Annotated in this window: 16 protein-coding genes; 10 read left to right on the forward strand and 6 right to left on the reverse strand. The window is 74.8% G+C overall.

Features of this window, described 5'->3' with window-relative positions; all coding sequences use genetic code 11:
• Positions 1-30: 30 nt before the first annotated feature.
• Complete coding sequence (locus tag CLV63_RS27395) at positions 31-1377, reverse strand: GntP family permease (protein WP_106586122.1); 1347 nt, start codon at positions 1375-1377, stop codon at positions 31-33.
• A 577-nt stretch (positions 1378-1954) separates the two neighbouring features.
• Between CLV63_RS27395 and CLV63_RS27400 the strand changes: the two genes are divergently transcribed.
• The 4 genes from CLV63_RS27400 to CLV63_RS27415 all read left to right on the forward strand — a co-directional run bounded on the left by CLV63_RS27400 (position 1955) and on the right by CLV63_RS27415 (position 5817).
• Positions 1955-3178: a CaiB/BaiF CoA transferase family protein gene (locus CLV63_RS27400; RefSeq protein WP_106586123.1), complete on the forward strand. Its 1224-nt coding sequence runs from the start codon at positions 1955-1957 to the stop codon at positions 3176-3178.
• 1 nt (position 3179) lies between these two features.
• On the forward strand, positions 3180-4088 hold the full coding sequence (locus CLV63_RS27405) for a hydroxymethylglutaryl-CoA lyase (protein ID WP_106586124.1): 909 nt from the start codon (positions 3180-3182) through the stop codon (positions 4086-4088).
• 43 nt (positions 4089-4131) lie between these two features.
• Positions 4132-4800, forward strand: a complete 669-nt coding sequence (locus tag CLV63_RS27410; RefSeq protein WP_106586125.1) for an IclR family transcriptional regulator — start codon at positions 4132-4134, stop codon at positions 4798-4800.
• A gap of 93 nt (positions 4801-4893) precedes the next feature.
• Positions 4894-5817 carry an AEC family transporter gene (locus CLV63_RS27415; RefSeq protein ID WP_106586126.1) on the forward strand — a complete coding sequence of 308 codons (924 nt, stop codon included), beginning with the start codon at positions 4894-4896 and terminating at the stop codon, positions 5815-5817.
• Positions 5818-5860: 43 nt separating this feature from the next.
• Here CLV63_RS27415 and CLV63_RS27420 read toward each other — a convergent pair whose 3' ends face one another.
• From CLV63_RS27420 to CLV63_RS35080, 3 genes are read right to left on the reverse strand one after another with little or no spacing between them, the layout of a single operon-like run.
• Positions 5861-6541: an N-acetylmannosamine-6-phosphate 2-epimerase gene (locus tag CLV63_RS27420; protein ID WP_106586127.1), complete on the reverse strand. Its 681-nt coding sequence runs from the start codon at positions 6539-6541 to the stop codon at positions 5861-5863.
• A complete protein-coding gene (locus CLV63_RS27425) occupies positions 6538-7488 on the reverse strand; it encodes an ROK family protein (protein WP_211301501.1) in 951 nt (316 codons plus the stop codon). The genes CLV63_RS27420 and CLV63_RS27425 overlap by 4 nt, the downstream gene beginning before the upstream one ends.
• A complete protein-coding gene (locus CLV63_RS35080; RefSeq protein WP_106586128.1) occupies positions 7485-8219 on the reverse strand; it encodes a GntR family transcriptional regulator in 735 nt (244 codons plus the stop codon). The genes CLV63_RS27425 and CLV63_RS35080 overlap by 4 nt, the downstream gene beginning before the upstream one ends.
• 138 nt (positions 8220-8357) lie before the next feature.
• Between CLV63_RS35080 and CLV63_RS27435 the strand changes: the two genes are divergently transcribed.
• Positions 8358-9734 (forward strand): sugar porter family MFS transporter, encoded by a 1377-nt coding sequence (locus tag CLV63_RS27435; protein ID WP_106586129.1) that lies wholly within the window; start codon positions 8358-8360, stop codon positions 9732-9734.
• A 32-nt stretch (positions 9735-9766) separates the two neighbouring features.
• Here the strand turns inward: CLV63_RS27435 and CLV63_RS27440 are convergent, their stop codons facing one another.
• Entirely contained in the window at positions 9767-10612 is an 846-nt protein-coding gene (locus CLV63_RS27440; protein ID WP_170134343.1) for an IclR family transcriptional regulator, read from the reverse strand.
• Between the two features lie 146 nt (positions 10613-10758).
• On the reverse strand, positions 10759-11940 hold the full coding sequence (locus CLV63_RS27445) for a M20 family metallopeptidase (protein WP_146165677.1): 1182 nt from the start codon (positions 11938-11940) through the stop codon (positions 10759-10761).
• Between the two features lie 179 nt (positions 11941-12119).
• Here CLV63_RS27445 and CLV63_RS27450 point away from each other — a divergent pair, with 179 nt between their 5' ends.
• From CLV63_RS27450 to CLV63_RS27470, 5 genes are read left to right on the forward strand one after another with little or no spacing between them, the layout of a single operon-like run.
• Positions 12120-13211 carry a sugar ABC transporter substrate-binding protein gene (locus CLV63_RS27450; RefSeq protein ID WP_170134344.1) on the forward strand — a complete coding sequence of 364 codons (1092 nt, stop codon included), beginning with the start codon at positions 12120-12122 and terminating at the stop codon, positions 13209-13211.
• Positions 13212-13260: 49 nt separating this feature from the next.
• The gene (locus CLV63_RS27455; RefSeq protein WP_106586133.1) at positions 13261-15780 is read left to right on the forward strand and encodes an ATP-binding cassette domain-containing protein; all 2520 of its coding nucleotides are present in this window, start codon (positions 13261-13263) and stop codon (positions 15778-15780) included.
• A 49-nt stretch (positions 15781-15829) separates the two neighbouring features.
• The gene (locus CLV63_RS27460; protein WP_106586134.1) at positions 15830-16840 is read left to right on the forward strand and encodes a Gfo/Idh/MocA family protein; all 1011 of its coding nucleotides are present in this window, start codon (positions 15830-15832) and stop codon (positions 16838-16840) included.
• Positions 16840-17949: an aminotransferase class V-fold PLP-dependent enzyme gene (locus tag CLV63_RS27465; protein ID WP_106586135.1), complete on the forward strand. Its 1110-nt coding sequence runs from the start codon at positions 16840-16842 to the stop codon at positions 17947-17949. Before CLV63_RS27460 ends, CLV63_RS27465 begins: the two co-directional genes overlap by 1 nt.
• On the forward strand, positions 17946-19403 hold the full coding sequence (locus CLV63_RS27470; protein ID WP_106586136.1) for an aldehyde dehydrogenase family protein: 1458 nt from the start codon (positions 17946-17948) through the stop codon (positions 19401-19403). The genes CLV63_RS27465 and CLV63_RS27470 overlap by 4 nt, the downstream gene beginning before the upstream one ends.

The raw sequence follows: 19403 nt of genomic DNA on the forward strand, positions 1-19403 counted from the left end.
CGGGGTGCGAGCGGCGGGGCGCGGCGCGGTTCAGAAGACCAGGGCCATGAGCTGGATGGGCACGATCGCGATGACCGAGGCGCAGGAGACGGCGAACGTGCAGGACTTGAGCGTGCCGCGGGTGGTCTGCCCGAGCAGCGTCTGGAGCAGCCAGAACGTGTTGCTGGTCGCGTGCACGATGAAGAGCGAGCCGGCGCCGGCCGCGAGCGCGACGAACACCGGGTCGATGCCCAGGGCGGGGATGATCGGCGACAGCACCCCCGCCGCGGTGATGGCGGAGATCGTCACCGAGCCGATCGCGATGTGCAGGGTCGCGGCGACCACCCAGACGAGCAGCAGCGGGGCGACGGTGCTACTGGCGAAGTAGCCCTCCAGGATCTCGCCGAGCCCGGCGGCCTGCACGGTCGCGGCCAGCGACCCGCCGACGCCGGTGAGGATCAGGATCTGCCCGCTCTCGTGGAAGCCGCGCTTGAACGCCGCCTCGTTCTCCTCGCGCGTCAGCTTCCAGCGGGCGATGAGGACGGCGCCGAGGAGGCCGATGAGCAGCGCCACCACCGGATTGCCGAAGAACTCCACGACCGGGCCGCCGATGCCGGCCATCTCCGCGATCGCGCCGAAGGCGATGAGGGCGAGCGCGAGCAGCAGCGGCGACAGCGACAGGCCGAGGGGCGGCAGCGCCCGCGTCGGCGCGGTCTGCTCTTGCTCCGCCGCCGCGTCGATCTCCGCGAAGTCGTGGTTCTCGTCGAGCTCGGGCTTCCAGAACCCGCGCTTGGCGAGCGCGGTGAAGACGAACAGCGTGGCCGTGATGGTGACCGTGGCGGTGACCAGACCGAACAGGAACATCTTCCCGAAGGGCACGTTCAGCACCCCCGCCAGCGCGACGGCGCCGACGCCCGGCAGCACGAAGGTGAGGCCGACCTCGATGCCCAGCGCCATGGCGGCCGCCATGCGGGCGGCACCGGCGGCGCCCACCCGCGACGCGAGCCGCCGCGCCAGCGGGGCCGTGATGACGAGGAGGGCGTCGGCGAAGATCGACTGCATGACGGTGCCGATGGTGACGGCGAAGGTGTAGGGCAGCGCCTTCGGGCCGAAGGTGCGCACCAGGAGCCGCACGAGTTTCTCGATGGCGCCGAGCGAGGACATCATCGAGCCGAGCAGCACCCCGAACGCGATGAGCAGGCCGACCTCCGCCATGAGGTCGCCGAACCCGGTGCCGATGGTGGTGAGCGTCTTCTCCGGCCCGAGACCGGTGATCAGCCCGAGGTAGATGGCGCCGAGGACGAGGGCGATGGCGGGGTTGACGCGGGCGCGCAGGATCAGCACCACGACGCCGATGATGGCGATCGCGGTGTGGCAGAGGACGGCGGTGTCGGACATGGGGCCTGCTTTCGTCGGCGGCGCGGTGACGCGGCGGCGCGCGGTCGCGGGGCGCCTTGCGGCGGGGGCTCGTACGGTGCCGGACCGGCACGGGACGGCCGCGCGGCGGCGCGGGTCGCGTGCTGCGGCGCAACGAGAGAGCAGAGCGGCGCACGGGCCGGCGGGGCGAGCGGAGGGCGGGCGGTGCGCAGCGGGCCGCGCCGGATGTGGGGCCGGGGCGGCCGCGCGTGGGGGTCCCCGGGCGACGGGGACGGACCACGTCCGGATTGTACACAGCACGATGTGACCTGCAACACCCCGGCCCGGCGCGCTCCAGCCCGGCGTATCCGGATCGGCGCATCCCGGCCCGGGGCTCGCCCGCTGCTGCGCCGCGGCACCCCCTTGTCGCCGCTGCCGCCGCCGATATACAGTCTTGCCGAATATTGGAAATACAAGTTCATATATTGGCAAGAGCAATCGGCGTCCGGGCGACGGGGCCGAGCAGGCGGGTTCAGCGCGCAGCACGACCAGCCGGGCCGGGGCACCGCCGGTCCGGGCACGCCGCCGCACAACGGCGGCGCCAGTCGACGGGAGATCCATGCGAACGGAGCCACCAGGTGGCGGCAACGGGCCCTTGACCGGCACCCGGGTCCTGGAGATCGGCAACTTCATCGCGGCACCGACCGCGGGGCGGCTGCTCGGCGAGTTCGGCGCCGACGTCATCAAGGTCGAGCGCCCCAAGACAGGGGACGAGCTGCGTACCTGGCGCCTGCACGAGGGCGACGTGTCGCTGCTGTTCCGCAGCCTGGCGCGGAACAAGCGCTCGATGACCCTCGACCTGCGCACACCCGAGGGCCGCGAGATCGCCCTCGAACTGATCGCGGGCGCCGACGTCGTCCTGGAGAACTTCCGCCCCGGAACGCTGGAGAAGTGGGGGCTGGGCCCCGACGAGATCCGCGCGGTCAACCCCGACGCGGTCCTGGTGCGGGTCTCCGGGTTCGGGCAGAGCGGGCCCTACCGCGAACGCCCCGGGTTCGGCGCGGTCGCCGAGGCGTTCGGCGGGATCCGCCACCTCACCGGCTACCCCGGCGAGCCGCCGGTGCGCACCGGGGTGAGCCTCGCCGACTCCGTCGCCGGGCTCTACGCCGTGATCGGCGCGCTCATGGGGCTGATCCGGCGCCGTTCGGGCGGCGGCGGGGAGACCGTCGACGTCGCCCTGTACGAGGCCGTCTACTCGCTGATGGAGTCGACCACCCCCGACTTCGACGCGTTCGGCGTCACCAGGGAGCCGACCGGCACCACGATGCCCGGCGTCGTCCCGTCGAACACCTACCCCTGCGCCGACGGCAAGTTCATCATCGTCGCCGGCAACGCCGACGCCATCTACGTCCGGCTGATGCGCCTGATCGGCCGCTCCGACCTCGCCGACGCCCCCGACCTCGCCACCAACACCGGCCGTGTGGCGCGCGGAGCGGAGATCGACGCCGCGATCGGGGCCTGGACGCGGTCCCTCGGCTCCGCAGCGGCGCTCGACCTCCTCGCCGGCGCCTCGGTGCCCAGCGGCCCGATCTACGACGTCGCCGACATCGCCGCCGACCCGCACTTCGCGGCGCGCGGAATGCACGAGCGCCACCCGGTGCGCATCGGCGGGGCGGAACCGCGCGAGGTCGCCTTCCCCGGCACCGTCCCCAAGCTCAGCGAGGCGCCGGGGGGCACCCGGTGGCTCGGCCCCGACCTCGGCGCGCACACCGAAGAGGTCCTCGCGGAACTCGGCTACACCGAGGCCGACTCCGCGGCGTTCCGCGAGAAGGGAGTGGTCTGACATGGGCGACGACGTCGTCATCACCGAGGTCTGCCTGCGCGACGGGCTCCAGATCGAACCCGTCGTGGTGCCCACAGAGGAGAAGCTGCGGCTCTGCGGGGACCTGGTCGACGCGGGCTTCCGCCACCTGGAGATCGGGGCGTTCGTGCACCCGGGCCGCGTGCCGACCATGGCCGACACCGCCGAGGTCGTCGCCGGGTCGGCGGGCCTGCCCGCGACGCTGCACACCCTGGTCCTCAACGAGCAGGGCGCCCGCCGCGCCGTCGCGGCCGGCGCGCGCGCCGTGCGGCTCGTGGTCTCGGCCAGCGACGGGCACAGCAGCGCCAACGGCGGGGTGCCGACGGACGAGGCCGCCGCCCGGATCGAACGGGCCGCGGCGGTCCTGCGCGACGCGGGGATCCCCTACGAGGGCTGCGTCGCCACCGCGTTCCACTGCCCGTTCGACGGGCCCACGCCCGAAGCCCGGGTCGCCGCCGTCGCCGAGATGTACGCCCGGATCGGTGTGCGCCGGCTGCACCTGGCCGACACCATCGGCGCCGCCTCGCCCGGCGACATCGCCCGCACGGTCGCCGCGGTGCGCGGCATCGTGGGGGCCGACCGGCTCGGCCTGCACCTGCACAACACCTACGGGATGGCCGCGGCGAACGCCTGGGAGGCGTACCGGCTGGGCGTGCGCCGGTTCGACGCCGCGCTGGGCGGGCTGGGCGGCTGCCCGTTCGCCCCGGGCGCCACCGGCAACATCGCGACCGACGACCTCGTCCACCTCTTCCACCGCGAGGGCATCGGCACGGGCATCGACACCGAGCGCCTGGGCGCCCTCCGCGACCGGCTCGCCGCCCTGGTCGGCCATTCCCTCGCCTCGGCGCTCGCGCGGATCCCGGCCGCACCGGCCGCCGCGCCCGCGAGATGAGCCCGATTGACTCTGCCGCATCGTGGAAATACGTTCTTTGACCATGGCCCAAGGGGAGATCTTCACGACCGGCGTCGGCGTACTCGACCGTGCGGTCGCCATCCTCGACCGGGTCGAGAGCCGCGCCATGGGCACCAGCGAGCTCGCCCGCGAACTCGGCCTGAGCGTGTCCACCACGCACCGCCTCACGGGCGCGCTGCTGGCGCACAAGCTGCTGCGCCGCGACCCCGGCGGCGACTTCCACCTCGGGCCGCGCTTCACCACCGCGGCCATCGCCGACACCGCGCGCCCGATCCTGGAGGAGCTCCAGGCCGCCACCCGCGAATCCGTCCAGCTGTGGGTGCGCCGCGCCGACCACCGGCTCTGCGTCCTCAGCGTGGAGTCCGACGAGGAGCTGCGCGCGGGGCTGCCCGTCGGCGCGATGATCCCGCTGCCGCAGGGGTCCGCCGCGCGCGTGCTGCTCGGTGAGCGCGACCCCGGCGGCGCCGCGTGGCTGGAGAGCCGGGCGGCCCGCGCGCCCGGCGTCGGTTCGGTCAGCGCCCCGGTGCGGCTGCACGGCGAGACCGTTGCGGCCGTGTGCCTGTCGGGCCCGCTGCACCGGCTCGACCCCGGCCCCGGCCTGCTGTTCGGCGCCCGGGTGGCAGCGGCGGCGCAGCAGGTCGAGGCGGCCGTGCGGGCGGGCGACGCCGCTCCGGCCGCGTCCGCCGGCTGACACCGACGCACGGCACGGCGCCCGCAGACCCCCGGGGGCGCCGCCCGTCCCGCGGCCCCGGAACGGGGGCCCGAGCGGCGCGGAGGAGCGGCGATGACAGGGGTGATCACCGGCTTCGGCGTCATCGCCGCCATCATCGCCGTCGGCTACATTGTGGGCCGCTCCGGCGTGCTCGGCGAGCACGGGCATACCGTCCTGACCCGGCTCGCGTTCAACGTCGCGACCCCCGCGCTGCTGTTCCACATCCTCGCGGGGGCCGACCTCGCCGTGCTCGTGTCGCCGACGTCGCTGATCACCGCGCTGAGCACGGTCGTCATCGGCGGGCTGTTCGCCGCGCTCGGTGCGCTGCGTCGCTGGGGACTGGGGCCCACCACGATCGGGGCGCTCTGCGCCTGCTTCGTCAACGCCGGCAACCTCGGCATCCCCATCGCGGCCTACGTCCTGGGCGACGCGGCGATCATCGCGCCGGTCCTGCTCTTCCAGATGCTGGTGACGCCCGCCGTCCTGGTCCTGCTGGACGTCGCCCGCCCCGGCGACGGGGGTGCCAGGAACCTGCGCGGCATCGCGCTGGCGCCGCTGCGCAATCCGGTGGTACTGGGCTCGGTCGCGGGGATCGCGGTCGCGGCGAGCGGGTGGACCGTCCCCGCTCCCGTCCTGGAGCCGTTCGTGCTCCTCGGGGCGATGGCGGTGCCCGCGGTGCTGCTGGCGTTCGGGATCTCGCTGCACGGCGCCGGCCTGCCCGCGACCGGGCCGGAGCGGTGGCCCGTCCTGGCGTCGGCGGCCATGAAGGCCGTGCTGCACCCGCTCCTCGCCTGGGGGCTCGGCGCCTTCGCGTTCGGGCTGACCGGCGCCGCGCTGTTCACCGTCGTGGTGATCGCAGCGCTGCCCGCCGCGCAGAACATCGTCACGTTCGCCGTCACCTACGCCACCGGCACCACACTCGCCAGGGAGTCCATCCTGCTGTCGACGGTCGCCTCGGCCCCCGTCCTGTTCGTCGTCGCCGTCCTGCTCGGCTGACGGACCCGCGGCGGCCCGCCGGAGCCGTGCGGGCCGCGGCGGGTCAGCGGGGCGCGAGGGCGGCGGCGAAGCGGGCGGTGATGGCCCCCGGCGCGGTCACGGCCGTGCCGACGACGACGGCGAACGCCCCCTCGTCCATGGCCCGGCGGGCCTGCTCGGGGTAGGCGATCCGGCCCTCGGCGAACACCGGCGCCGCGACCCGCGCCGCCAGTTCGGCGACAAGGGCGAGGTCGGGGCCGCTCGGCGCGGGCGAGCCGGGGATGTTGCCGGAGAGGGTCGTGGCCACGATGTCGGCCCCGGCGCCGAGCGCGGCGATCGCGTCGTCGGCGTCGGCGACGTCGGCCATCGCGAGCGCGCCCTCGGCGTGGACGGCGGCGGCCACGTCCCCCGGTGTCGACCCGTCGGGGCGCGGGCGTCGGGTCGCGTCGAAGGCGACGATGTCGGCGCCCGCGCGGGCGACGGCGGCCGCGTGGCCCGGCGTGGGCGTGATGTAGACGCCCTCGCGGCCGACCTTCCACAGGCCGATCACGGGGACGGTGACGGCGGCGCGCACGGCCCTGATGTCGTCGGGCCCTTCGGCGCGGATGCCGACGGCGCCGCCGCGCTCGGCCGCCACCGCCATGGCGGCCATGAACGCCGGCCCCTCCAGGGGGTCGCCCGGCGGGGCCTGGCAGGAGACGACGAGGCCGCCGCGCAGCGCGGGCAGGATGGGTCGCTCGGTCAACGGTTTCCCTCCAGGTGCGGGTCTGTGCCGCGGTCGAATGCGAGCGCGGCGGCGCCGGCGACGCTCGAGTCCGGGCCCAGGCTGGCGGCGAGCAGCGGCACCGCGCCGGAGCGCATGAAGGGCTCCGCGGCGAACGCGGCGCGCAGCGGCTCCCAGTACAGCGGGCCGATATCGGTGACGCCGCCGCCCAGGACGACCGCGTCGGGGTCGATGGCGGTCGCGAGCCCCGCCAGTGTCCGGCCGAGTACAGCGGCGCCCTCGGCGATCGCGGCGGCGGCGGTGGGATCGCCGCCCCGCGCCAGGTCGGCGATCGCGGGCAGGGCGAGGTCCGCGCCGCCGAGCTCCCGATGGCGCGCCGCGATCGCGGGGCCCGCGGCGGCGGCCTCCAGGTGTCCGGACGCGCCGCAGCTGCACCGGCGCCCCTCGGCGCCGGGCGCCGCGACGTGGCCGATGTCGCCCGCGGTGTGGTGCCCGCCGCGCCGCAGGGCGCCGCCCAGCGCCAGCGCGCCGCCCACACCGGTGCCCACGGCGGCGAACAGCACGTCGGCGCGGCCGCGCGCGGCGCCGAAGCGCAGTTCGCCGAGCGCGTGGGTGTTGCCGTCGTTGTCCGCCGTCACCGGCAGCCCGCACCGCTCCGACAGCCACGGGCCGACCGGCGCGCCGGCCCAGCCGGGCAGCAGGTCGGTGGCCGTCAGCACGACGCCGCGCGCGTGGTCGACCACGCCGCCGGTGCCGACGCCGACGCCGACGAGGCGGGGCCCGCCGTGCGCGCGGAGCTCGGACACGACGTCGGCGAGCGCGGCGAGCACGGCGTCGCGGCCGCCGGAACCGGGTGTGGGACGGCGCACCGCGTGCGCCACCGCCCCGGTGCCGTCGACGACCCCCGCGGCGATCTTGGTGCCGCCGACGTCGATGCCGATGGCGGTGGGGCCGGGCGGCGGGCTCATGGGGCCTCCCTGTGGACGGCGAACCGGATCTCGTAGCGGTCGGCGCGGTAGAGGCTGGTGGTCGACTCCACGGGGGCGCCGCGCTCGTCGTAGGAGACCCGGTCGACCCGCAGGGCGGGGGAGCGGGACGCGATCCCGAGCAGGGCCGACTGCTCCTCCCCGGTCACGACCGAGCGGACGGCCTGGTCGGCGCGCCGGGGCCGGATCTCGAAGTGCTCCGCCAGCAGGGCGTACAGCGAGCCGGTGAGGTCCATCGCCGCGAGCCCGGGGACGCGCGCGGCGACCAGCCGGCTGGTCTCCACGCACATGGGCGCGGAGTCGGCCAGCCGCACCCGCACCAGCCGCAGGAGCGGGGTACCGGTGCCCACGGCGAGGTCGGCGGCCTCGTCGTGGTCGGCAGCGGCCTCCCCGACCACGACGACGCGGGAACCGGGGGTCAGCCCTTTGGCGCGCATGTCCTCGCTGAAGGAGGTGAGCGAGAGCGTCTTGGCGACGGTGCGGGGCGCGACGTAGGTCCCGGCGCCCTGGACCCGGTAGACGAGCCCGGCGGCTTCGAGGGCTTCGAGGGCCTGGCGCACCGTCGCCCGGCTGACGCCGTGCTGAACGGCGAGCTCGCGCTCGGTCGGGAGGGCGGCGTCGTCGCCCAGCGCGCCGATGGCGGCCGCCAATGCGCGCCGGAGCCGCTCGTACTTCGGGACGGGGCCACCGGTGCGGGGTGTTCCGCTACTCACTCGAACCCCAATTGGTACGTACTTAAATGGATATTGGTTCTCTTGACATTGCCAGAGTTCGCAGGAACTCTACCGAATGTCAGCGAAGGAAGCCTATTGGTACGATCCATTTTGTCAACGTCGGTGAGAGGACAGCCCATGGTCGCGCGCAGCGAGCCGGACCCCGGAACGGCGGGCGGGAGCACCCGGGGGATCATCACGGTCGCCGCGGTCGGCGGGCTGCTGTTCGGCTACGACACCGGCGTCATCTCCGGGGCGCTGCTGTTCATCGAGCAGGACTTCACGCTGACCCCGCTCCTCTCCGGGGTCGTCGTGAGCTCGATCCTGGTGGGCGCCATGGTCGGCGCCCTCAGTTCCGGCTCGCTGTCGGACCGATTCGGCCGCCGCCCGCTGCTCATCGCCGCCGCGCTGCTGTTCGCCATCGGGTCGGTCGCGGCTGCGGCGGCGCCCAGTGCGGCCCTGCTGGTCGCGGCGCGCGTCGTCCTCGGCCTCGCGGTCGGGATGGCCTCGACCCTCGTGCCGGTCTACATCTCGGAGATGGCGGCGGCCGGCCGGCGCGGCCGGCTCGTCGCGGTGAACCAGCTGATGATCACCATAGGCATCGTGCTCGCCTACGCGGCGAACTACGCGTTCGCCGACGTCGGCGGGTGGCGCGCCATGTTCCTCGTCGCGCTGCTGCCCGCGGCGGTCCTCGGCGTCGGCATGGTGTTCCTGCCGGAGACCCCCCGGTTCCTCATCCGCACCGGCCGGACCGAGGAGGCCCGCGCGGTGCTGGCGCGGCTGCGCGGCGGCGCCGGCGTCGAGGCCGAGATCGCCGAGATCGCGGGCGCCCGCGGCGAGACCGGCGGTGCGGGGCTCCGCGGCCTGCTCCGCCCATGGGTGCGCCCGGCCCTGGTCGCCGGGATCGGCCTCCAGATCCTCGGCCAGGCCAGCGGCGTGAACACGGTCATCTACTACGCCCCGACGATCTTCAGGGAGACCGGGCTGGAGGCGTCCGGCGCGATCCTGGCGACCGTCGGCATCGGTGCCGTGAACGTGGTCGGCACGCTGGTCGGCATGAACGTGGTCGACCGGTGGGGCCGGACGCGGCTGCTCACGGCCGGGGCGGCGGTCATGGCGGTGTCGCTGGCGGTGCTGGCGGTCGCACTGGGGATCGGCGGCCCGGCGGCGCCCGCGCTGGCGTTCGGCGCCGTGGTGCTCTACGTCGTCGCGGTCGCCACCAGCCTGAACGTGGTCGTGTTCATCATCCCGACCGAGCTGTACCCGTTGAGCGTGCGCGGTTCGGCGATGAGCGTGACCCTGTTCGCCAACTGGGGGATGAACTTCCTCGTGGCGCTGACCTTCCTCTCGCTGCTGGAGGCACTGGGCGGGGCCGCCACCTTCTGGGCCTACGCCGCGGTGTGCGCCGCGCTGGCGCTGTTCGCCGCCCGGGTGATCCCCGAGACCAAGGGCAGGACGCTGGAGCAGATCGAAGCCGACCTCCGCGCCGCGGGCACCCCGACCCACCGGCCGTGAGCGGCGCGCCACCCCCGACCATGAGAGCCGGGCTACCCCGGCGGCCGCGCCTGGACCGCGTCGCGCACCCGCGGGGAGAACCCGAGGCGCCGCGACAGGTCCGCCGCCGCCTCTGCGGTCGCGGCGCCCACGTCGGGGAGCCGGTCGAGGGTGAGGCGGTTCTCGGGGCCGGCCACCGAGATCGCGGCGACGGGGATCCCGCGGTAGTCGATGACCGGCGCGCCGACCCCGTGGATCCCGGCCTCGTTCTCGGCGGTGTCGACGCTGTAGCCGCGCTCTCGGCAGGCGAGCAGCTCGGCGCGCAGCGCGCCGGTGTCGACCGTCGTGCGGGCGGTGCGCTCCGGGACGCCCTCGGCGAGGACCGCGTCGACCTGGGCAGGCGCCGACCAGGCGAGGATCGCCCGGCCCAGTGCCGTCGTCGCGGCGGGGTTGGACCGCCCGAGCCCGGAGTTGACGCGCACCGGATGCGGGCTGTCGATCTTGTCGACGTAGACCACCCGGTCGCCGTCGAGGACACCGAGCGCGCAGGTCTCGCCCGTCTCCTCGTTGAGCTCCCGCAGGAGGCCGCGCGCCTCCGCGCGCAGCTCCACCGATTCCAGGTAGGCGGCGCCGAGTTCGAGGCAGTGGCGGCCCACCCGCCACCGCCCGTTCTCGCCGATGCGCACGACGTTCAGCTCGGCGAGGACGTTGAGCAGGCGGTGGGCCGTCGCCTCGGGGATGTCGGTCACGCGGGCGAGGTCGGCGAGGGGCACCCCCCGGTGGTCGGTCGCGACGGCGTCGAGGAGGGCGAACGCGCGGACGAGGTTGCGCGCGGGGCCGCTTTTGGCGCCCTCGGTGGTCGTGTCGGGGACTGCTCGGCTGACGCCTTGTTCTGGCATGACCTGGCTTTCAGACATCGGTGGGAGCGCCACGGGGGCGGGCGCGCTCCGGGCGGGCTCGCCCTCTGTGGCGAAGAGTAATCGTCGGCCCGCCGCGCTATGACGCAGTTGTGCGCGGGCGCGCCGCCGCGGCGGCGCCGGGTGGGTCAGCCGCCCAGGTAGGCGTGTGCGAGCCGGTCGTAGAGCAGGACCGCCTCGTCGAGCTGGCCGACGCCGACGCACTCGTTGGGGCCGTGCGCCACCGAGAGCCATCCCGGCCCGAGCGCGGTGATGGAGGGGATCCCGGCGATCCGGATGAAGTGCGTGGCGTCGGTGCCGCCGGGGTATGCGGCGAGCGGCAGCTCGCGCCCCAGCACCTCGCGGCAGGCCCGCTGGGCGGCGCCGAGCACGGGGTGGGCGAGGTCGAGTTCGGCGGGTTCCATCCAGCCCAGCGACCCGGGGACGTAGCGCAGGTCCCACGCGACGTCGTCCGGCAGCGCGTCCGCGAGCAGCGCGCGGACCTCGCGCTCCAGCGCGCCGCGCTCCATCCCCGGAACGGTGCGGATGTCGCAGCTCACGACGGCGTTGCCGGGGTGGACCCCGTAGAAGACCCCGCCCTCGGTGCGCACGGCGGCGTTCACGGTGGGGCGGCTGTCGACGGCGGCGGGCGCGGTGGAGCCGGGCCGGAACCCCGACAGCGCGACGGTGGCCCGGGCGGCGGCGACGGTCGCGCTGGTGGGCAGCTGCTCGGACAGCCCGCTGTGGCCCTGCGTCCCCTCGATGACCACCTCGAAGCAGCAGATGCCGCGGGAGACGACGTACAGGGCCTCCCACGGTTCGCTGATGCCGGAGGGCTCGCCGATCACGATGGCGTCGGCGTCGACGAGGCCGCGCCGGGACAGCTCCTTGGCGCCGTGCTCGCTGCCGGCCTCCTCGTCGGCGGTCAGGACCAGTGTCAGCCGCCCGCGCGACGCCCGCCCGGCCCAGCGCTCCGCGGCGAGGAGCATCGCCGCGACGGCGCCCTTCATGTCGGAGGACCCGAGCCCGTAGGCGAGGTCGCCGTCGACGGTCAGCTCCAGCGGGTCGGTGCGCCAGACAGGGAGGGCGTCGCCGATCGGCTTGGTGTCGAGGTGGCCGGAGAGCCCGAGGCGGGGTCCCGGTCCGGCGTCGATCGTGACCAGGACGTTGCAGCGCCCTTCCGCGGTCTCGACCACCTGCGCCTCCATGCCGCGCTGGGCCGCGTAGTCGCAGGTGAACTTGGCGATGTCGCGTTCGCCGGTGCCTGGGTTCTGCGAGTCGATCCCGACGAGCTGCCGGGTCAGGTCCAGCACGGACGGTGCAGGCGTCACTGGGTTCTCCTCTGTGGGGGTCGTGACGGGTGCTCGGTAAACGGCGCGGTTCGAGTATTGACAGAGTCTTTCATTTTCATCTTAGATCTGAAAGAGCCATCCAGAAACACGGCCGACCGTGAGCAGTGCCACCCGCGATGCGGAGATCGCTCCCCTGCGGAGCAGAGCGAGGAGAGGTCATGGGAGTGCGGCACACGACCTGGCGCAACCGGATCGCCTGTGCGGCGGCCGCGTGCATCGCCCTCAGCGGATGCACGATGCAGCCGCCCGGAGGCGCGGACACGGCGGCGGGGGACGCACCGGCGCCCAGCACCGGCAAACCCGTCATCGGCGTCGCGGCGATCGACCTGACCTCGCCGTTCTTCGTGGGCATGCGCAAGGCCGCCGACGTCGCCGCCGAGGACTACGGGGTCGCGACGACCTGGCAGAGCGCCGAGGGCAGCGTCGAGAACCAGATCTCCACCATCCAGAACTTCATCAACCAGGGGGTCGCGGCGATCCTGGTCGACCCCCTGGACAAGAACGCGCTCGGCACCGTGATCAAGCGCGCCGAGGCCGCGGGGATCCCCGTGGTCAGCATGGGCAACAAGATCGACGCCGAGGGCGCCTACAACACGCTGTACCGCGACGCCGACAACATGGCCACGGTCGCCCGCGCCTCGGCGACCGCCTTGGGCGGCGAGGGCGAGATCGCGCTGCTCGTGGGGGCCCGGGGCAACTACGTCTCCGACACCAGGGAGAAGGCGTTCCGCACGACCCTCCGCGAGGAGTACCCCGACATCGACCTGGTGTCGGTGCAGCCCACCGCGTTCGACAGCCGCAAGGCGTCCAACACCACCGTCACCTGGATGACCACCGACCCGGACCTGGACCTGGTCGCCTGCATCAGCGACCCGCTGTGCCTGTCGGCGAAGACCACCGCGTCGTCGCTGGGCCGGGCGGACCTGCGCGTCGCCGGGCACGACGGCGACGCCGATATGCACGGGCTGCTGGCGGACGGGTCGATGGTCGTGGACGTGCTCACGGGCGCCGGCCGGGTGGGCTACTGGAACCTCGCCGTCGGGGCGCGGCTGGCCGACGGCGCCGACCTGCCCCGCGAGCTGTACCTGCCGTCCTACGTCGTGAGCACCGACCGCACCGCCGAGGAGCTGCGCGGAAAGGGCCTGGACCTCGACTATGCGACCCCGGAGGAGGCGGCCGCCATCGCCGAGGACTACGGCGACGAGTTCGGCCCCGGCCTCGACGACGCGGACATGACCGTGCGGCCCTGACGCGGCCCCTCACCCCAGCCTCCAGCCCTCTCCTGCAAAGGGAACCCGCATGATCACCTCCGCACCCCAAGGCCGGCCGGCTCGCGCCGCGTGGGCCGCCGCGGCGGCGGTGCTGCGCCGCAGCCCGCTGCTGCTGTTCACGGTCCTCACCGTCGCTGTGTTCGCCGTGCTGCGCCCCGACTTCCTCAGCATCGCAGGGTTCCTCGACATCGGCCAGCAGATCGCGGTCGTCGCCGTCATCGCCTTCGCGATGACCGCGGTCATCGTGGCCCGCGGGATCGACATCTCCGTCGGCGCGACCCTCGCGGTCTCCGGCGTGGTCGCGGCCCTGGTGCTCCAGGCGGGGGCGCCGGCGCCCGTCGCCATGGCGGCCGCGGTCCTGACGGGCGCGGCGATCGGCACCCTCAACGGGGTGCTCGTCGGCCTGCTCGGGGTGAGCCCCCTCATCGCCACACTGGGCACGATGGCGTTCGGCAACGGCGCGGCGCTCGCCCTGTCGGGGTCCTCCTCGGTCGGGGTGCAGAGCACCGCCATGCTCATGCCGGGCGGCAGCTACGTCGGCCCCGTGCCCAGCTCGCTGATCATCGCGCTCGTGTGCATGGCCGGCTGGGCGCTGGTCCTGCGGTACACCCTCTACGGCCGCTGGCTCTACGCGGTCGGCGGCAACATCGACGCCGCCCGCTCGGCGCTGGCCCCGGCCCGGCTCGTGCAGATGTCCACCTTCGTGCTGTCCGGTGCGTTCGCCGGGCTCGGCGCGATCATCATGATCGGCCGGGTCGGCTCCGCGCAGCCGCTCGCGGGCCAGGGCCTGGAGTTCGCGGCGATCACCGCCGTGGTCGTCGGCGGGGCGAAGCTCTCCGGCGGCGTGGGCGGTGTCGGCGGCACCATGCTCGGCGCGACCTTCGTCGGCGTCATCACCGCCGGGCTGTCCTTCCTGCAACTGCCCCAGCAGGCGATCTACGTGATCACCGGGCTGCTCGTCATCGTCGCCGTCCTCGCCACCCAGCGCTCCGAACTCGCCGGGCTGCTCCGCGGGCTGCGCCGCTCCGGCGGCGCCCCCTCGGCGGGCGGCCCGCGGCGGGAGCTGGCCCTGGCCGGGGTCGGCAAGCGGTTCCCCGGTGTGCGCGCCCTGCACGACGTGACGTTCAGCCTGCGCGCTGGCGAGGTGACCGCCCTCGCGGGGGAGAACGGGGCGGGCAAGTCCACCCTCGTCAAGGTGCTCGCCGGGGTGCACGAGCCCGACAGCGGGCGGGTGGAGCTCGACGGGACACCGGTGCGGCTGCGCTCGGCCGACGACGCCCGCGCCGTCGGCGTCAGCGTCATCCACCAGCACTTCAGCCTCGTGCCCGACCTCACCGTGCTGCACAACCTCTTCCTCGGCCGCGAACCCACCCGGCTGGGCGCGCTGCGGCTGCCCCTGATGCGGCGCAGGGCCGCGAAGCTGTTCGCCGACCTGGAACTCGGCATCGACCCGGACACCCCCGTCGCGGGGCTGACCGTCGGCGAGCAGCAGCTCGTCGAGGTCGCCAAGGCGATGCTGGACGACTCCTGGCTGATCGTCATGGACGAGCCCACCTCGGCGCTGTCCACCAGGGAGCGCGAGCGGCTCTACGCGCTGGTGCGCCGGCTGGTCGCCCGCGACGTCGCCGTCCTCTACATCTCGCACAAGATGGAGGAGGTCTTCGACCTGTGCGACCGCGTGGTGGTCCTGCGCGACGGCGCGTTCATCGGCGAGCGCGCGACCGCCGACATCGACGAGGCCGGGCTGATCACCATGATGGTGGGCCGCACCGTCGACCAGGTCTTCCCCCACCGCGCCGCCGAGACCGGGGAGGTGCTGCTGGAGATCGACGCGATCGGCGACGGCGGCCGCCTCCGGGACGCGAGCCTGACGGTCCGCGCCGGCGAGGTCGTCGCACTCGCCGGGCTCATGGGCTCGGGCCGCAGCGAGGTGCTGCGCTGCGCGGCGGGGCTCGCCCGGCATTCACGCGGCCGGATCGCCGTCGCGGGCGCGGAGCTGCGGCCGGGCGACCGGGTGCGCGCCAACGGCGCCGGAGTCGCCTACGTTCCCGAGGACCGCCACCGCGAGGGGATCGTCCAGGCGATGAGCGTCGCCGACAACATCGCCCTGGCGTGGCTGCGCCGCCACTCCCGGTGGGGTCTCGTCCCCGCGGGCGCCGCGGCGGTCGTCGAGGACGGGATCTCTCGCCTCGGCGTCAAGCCGCCGACGCCAGGCACCGCGGCGGGGGTCCTGTCGGGCGGCAACCAGCAGAAGGTCGTCCTCGCGCGCTGGCTCGCCACCGAGCCCCGCGTCCTGCTCCTCGACGAGCCGACCAACGGTGTGGACGTCGGCGCCAAGGCCGAGATCCACGGCCTCATCGCCGACCTCAAGGACCGCGGGATCGCCGTCCTCATGGTCTCCAGCGAACTCCCCGAGGTCCTCGGCGTCGCCGACCGGATCGTGGTCATGCACGCCGGCCGGACCGCGGGGGAGCTGCCCCGCGGCAGCAGCGAGGAGGAGGTCATGGCCCTCGCCTTCGGCAGGGCCGCCCCGGCAGCCACCAGTTGAGAACAGCACGCACGCGGCGCCCCGGCGCCCGGCAACCGAAAGGAAAGCGATGACCCTCAAGACCGCCGTCGTGGGAGCCGGATTCATGGGCGGGCTGCACGCCCGCACCGTGGCGGAGTCCGATGTCGCCTCGCTCGCCGCCGTCGTGGACTTCGACGCCGGGGCCGGGGGGCGGCTCGCCCGCGAGCTCGGCACCCGGCACCTGCCCTCGGTCGAGGACGCGCTCGCCGAGGACATCGACGCGTTCATCGTCGCGGTGCCCGACCGCGCCCACGTCGCCCCCGCCCGCACCCTCCTGGCAGCCGGCAAGCCCGTGCTGCTGGAGAAGCCCATGGCGGACACCCTCGACGGCGCCCGCGCCATCGCCGCCGCGGCGGAGGAGGGCGGCGGCCGCCTCATGGTCGGCCAACTGCTGCGCTTCGACCCCCGCTACGCGGGGGCGGCCCAGGCCGTCGCGTCCGGGGCGATCGGCACCCCGCTGCACGTCACCGCGGGCCGGATCGCCAACCGCGAGATCGGCCTGCGCATGGCGGGGACCAGCTCCGTGCTGTTCTACCTCGGCATCCACGACGCCGACGCCATGCAGTGGGTCACCGGGCAGCCCATCACCCGCGTCTACTCCCGCGCGGTGTCCAAGCTGATGCCCGCCAACGGCGTGGCGTCCGAGGACGCCATCCTCACCGTCTGCGACCTGGCGGACGGGACGGTCGGCCAGCTCTTCAACGGCTGGACCCGCACCTCCGACGACCCGGTGGGGATCGACGGCCGCCTGGAGGTCATGGGCACCGAGGGCACGGTCGCGGTGGACGTCCGCGACCACGGCCTGCGCGTCTTCGGCCCCGGCGGGCTCACCACCCCCGACGCCCTGCACTGGCCCGAGACCAACGGCCGCATCCGCGGCGACCTCGCGGCGGAGGTCCGCCACTTCGCCACCGCCGTGCGCGACGGCGACGAGTTCGCGGTGCCGGTCGCCGACGCCATGCGCGGCGTCGCCGTCAACGACGCCATCCTGCGCTCCGTCGCCAGCGGCGCCCCCGAGGACGTCGAGCGGGTCGACTGATGCGACCGGGCGCAGAGGTGCGGGCGGCGCACTTCCCCGACCTCGCCGGGACCCGCTACCTCGACACGGCCACCCAGGGCGTCGGCCCCTGCGCCGCCGCCACGGCCATGTCGGACGCGGTCCGCGAATGGGCCGGCGGCACCGCCGACTACACGCGGTGGGAGGCCGCGGGCGAGCGCGCCCGCGGCCTCGCCGCGGGCCTCCTCGGCCGCCCGGACACCGAGGTCGCCCTGGTGCCGTCCCAGGTCGCTGCGGCGGCCATGGTCGCGCACCGGTTCCCCGACGCCGTCGTCGCGGTCCCCGAGCAGGAGTACCGGGCGAACCTGCTGCCGTGGACCACCTCCCGCCCGGCCGACCGCGTCCGCCTGATCCCCGCGCCCGCGACAACGGAGCGGATCCTCGCCGCGATCGACGGCGGGGCGGGGCTGGTGGCCGTGTCGAGCGTGCAGTCCGCCGACGGCCTCCGCGTCGACCTGGCCCGCGTCGTCGAGCGCGCGCACGCGTCCGGCGCGCTGGTCTACGTCGACGCGAGCCAGTCCTTCGGGGTCGACGCCGGCCTCGCAGCCAGCGGCGCCGACGTCATCGCCGCCGTCGGGTACAAGTGGCTGCTCGGGCCCCGCGGCCTGTGTTACCTGATGGTGCGCCCCGGCCTCAGGGAGCGCGTCGCGCCGCTGCTCGCCTCCCCGGAATCGGCGCACGACGCCCGGCACTACGGGACGCACTACCGGCCCTGGGACGACGGCCGCCGCTTCGACCAGCCGCCCGCCTGGCCGGCACTGGTGGGCGCGGTCGCCGGGCTGGAGCTGGTGTCCGGGTTCGGCGCCGCCGCGCTCGACGCACACAGCACGGCGCTGGCCAGCCGGATGCGGACCGGCCTCGCCCGCATCGGCCTCGACGCCGTCGCCGAGGACCGCCCCTCGCCCATCGTCGCCGTCCGCGCCGGCGACCCCGGCGCCGTCGTGGCCCGCCTCGCCGCCGCCGGGATCCGCGCGGCCGCCCGCACCTCGCTGGTGCGCTTCGCCTTCCACCTGTACAACGACACCGCCGACGTCGACGCCGCACTGCGCGTGCTCGCCGACGCCGCCAGCCCGCAAGGAGCCACACCATGAGCCAGCCGGTCGCCCCCATGTTCATCGACGGCAAGGAGCACACGCCCGACCGTCCCACGCGGGTCCTGCGCAGCCCCGGTGACGGCACCGAATGCGGCGCCATCCGGCTGGGCACCACCGAGGACGTCGACCTCGCCGTGCGCGCCGCCCGCGCGGCGGCCCCCGGCCTGCGCACCACGCCCGTCTTCGAGCGCGCCGACCTGTGCCGCCGCCTCGCCGACGCGGTCGCCGCGAACCGCACCGACCTCGCCCGCCGGCTCAGCACCGAGCACGGCAAGCCGTTCCACACCGAGGCGCACGGCGAGATCGACGCGGTCGTCAACGCGTTCCGCGACGCCGCCGACCAGGTGGTGTCCATGCGCACCGAGTCCATCGCGGTCCGCGACCCCGCCAAGCGGGTCGCCGTCACCCGGCGCCCGCGCGGCGTCTACGCCGTGGTCACGCCGTGGAACTTCCCCCTCGCGGTCGCCTCGATCTACTACCTGGCGCCCGGCCTCGCCACCGGCAACGCCCTGGTGTGGACCCCGGCGCCCAGCGTCGCGGGCGTCGCGGCGGAACTGACGGCGATCCTGCACGACGCGGGACTGCCAGCGGGGGCGCTGAACCTGGTCACCGGCGAAGGCCCCGTCGTCGGCAACGCCGCGATCCGGCACCCCGGCGTCGACGCGGTGGCGTTCACCGGGAGCACCGCCACCGGGCACCGCATCGCCGAGGCCGCCGTGGGCAAGCCGCTGCAACTGGAGCTCGGCGGCAACGGCCCCACGATCGTGCTGCCGGACGCCGACCTGGACCTCGCCGCCCGCGCGATCGCCGGGGGCTGCTTCGCCAACGCCGGCCAGATCTGCACCTCCACCGAGCGCATCCTCGCCCACCGCGACATCGCGACCCCGCTCGCCGAGCGCATCGCCGAGCACGCCGCCGCCGTCGTCCTCGGCGACCCCTTCGACCCCGCCACCACCATGGGGCCGGTGCACACCGCCGACCTCGCGGCGAAGGTCCGCGGCCAGGTCGAGGCGGCGGTCGCCGGGGGCGGCCGCCTCGTCGCGGGCGGCACCGCGCTCCCCGACGCGCCCACCCCCAACTACGTCCCCGCGACCGTGGTCGACGGCGTCCCCCACGACGCCGAGCTGCACGTGGCGGAGACGTTCGGGCCGGTCGCGCCCGTGGTGCACTTCGCGGACGACGCCGAGCTGCGCTCCCTGGTGCACCGCAGCGACTTCGGCCTGTCCGGCGCCGTCTTCAGCGCCGACATCGAGCGCGCCATCCCGCTCGCGGAGTCCCTGCCGTGCGGGATCGTCAACCTCAACGAGGCCAGCAGCTACTGGGAGCCCAACATCCCCGCCGGGGGCGTGTCGGGCACCGGCAGCGGCTACGGCCGCACCGGCGGGCCGTGGTCGCTGGAGGAGATGACGGAGCAGCAGGCCATCGTCATCACGACCCGGAGCGGGGACTAG

Origin of the sequence: Murinocardiopsis flavida, assembly GCF_003014485.1 — a bacterium.
GTDB classification, from domain to species: Bacteria; Actinomycetota; Actinomycetes; order Streptosporangiales; family Streptosporangiaceae; genus Murinocardiopsis; species Murinocardiopsis flavida.

What these genes read in the sequence shown, in the direction of transcription:
- CLV63_RS27395 (WP_106586122.1), bottom strand. Translation starts at nt 1,377, where the DNA reads ATGTCCGACACCGCCGTCCTCTGCCACACCGCGATCGCCATCATCGGC.
- CLV63_RS27400 (WP_106586123.1), top strand. Translation starts at nt 1,955, where the DNA reads ATGCGAACGGAGCCACCAGGTGGCGGCAACGGGCCCTTGACCGGCACC.
- CLV63_RS27405 (WP_106586124.1), top strand. Translation starts at nt 3,180, where the DNA reads ATGGGCGACGACGTCGTCATCACCGAGGTCTGCCTGCGCGACGGGCTC.
- CLV63_RS27410 (WP_106586125.1), top strand. Translation starts at nt 4,132, where the DNA reads ATGGCCCAAGGGGAGATCTTCACGACCGGCGTCGGCGTACTCGACCGT.
- CLV63_RS27415 (WP_106586126.1), top strand. Translation starts at nt 4,894, where the DNA reads ATGACAGGGGTGATCACCGGCTTCGGCGTCATCGCCGCCATCATCGCC.
- CLV63_RS27425 (WP_211301501.1), bottom strand. Translation starts at nt 7,488, where the DNA reads ATGAGCCCGCCGCCCGGCCCCACCGCCATCGGCATCGACGTCGGCGGC.
- CLV63_RS27435 (WP_106586129.1), top strand. Translation starts at nt 8,358, where the DNA reads ATGGTCGCGCGCAGCGAGCCGGACCCCGGAACGGCGGGCGGGAGCACC.
- CLV63_RS27440 (WP_170134343.1), bottom strand. Translation starts at nt 10,612, where the DNA reads ATGCCAGAACAAGGCGTCAGCCGAGCAGTCCCCGACACGACCACCGAG.
- CLV63_RS27450 (WP_170134344.1), top strand. Translation starts at nt 12,120, where the DNA reads ATGGGAGTGCGGCACACGACCTGGCGCAACCGGATCGCCTGTGCGGCG.
- CLV63_RS27455 (WP_106586133.1), top strand. Translation starts at nt 13,261, where the DNA reads ATGATCACCTCCGCACCCCAAGGCCGGCCGGCTCGCGCCGCGTGGGCC.
- CLV63_RS27460 (WP_106586134.1), top strand. Translation starts at nt 15,830, where the DNA reads ATGACCCTCAAGACCGCCGTCGTGGGAGCCGGATTCATGGGCGGGCTG.
- CLV63_RS27465 (WP_106586135.1), top strand. Translation starts at nt 16,840, where the DNA reads ATGCGACCGGGCGCAGAGGTGCGGGCGGCGCACTTCCCCGACCTCGCC.
- CLV63_RS27470 (WP_106586136.1), top strand. Translation starts at nt 17,946, where the DNA reads ATGAGCCAGCCGGTCGCCCCCATGTTCATCGACGGCAAGGAGCACACG.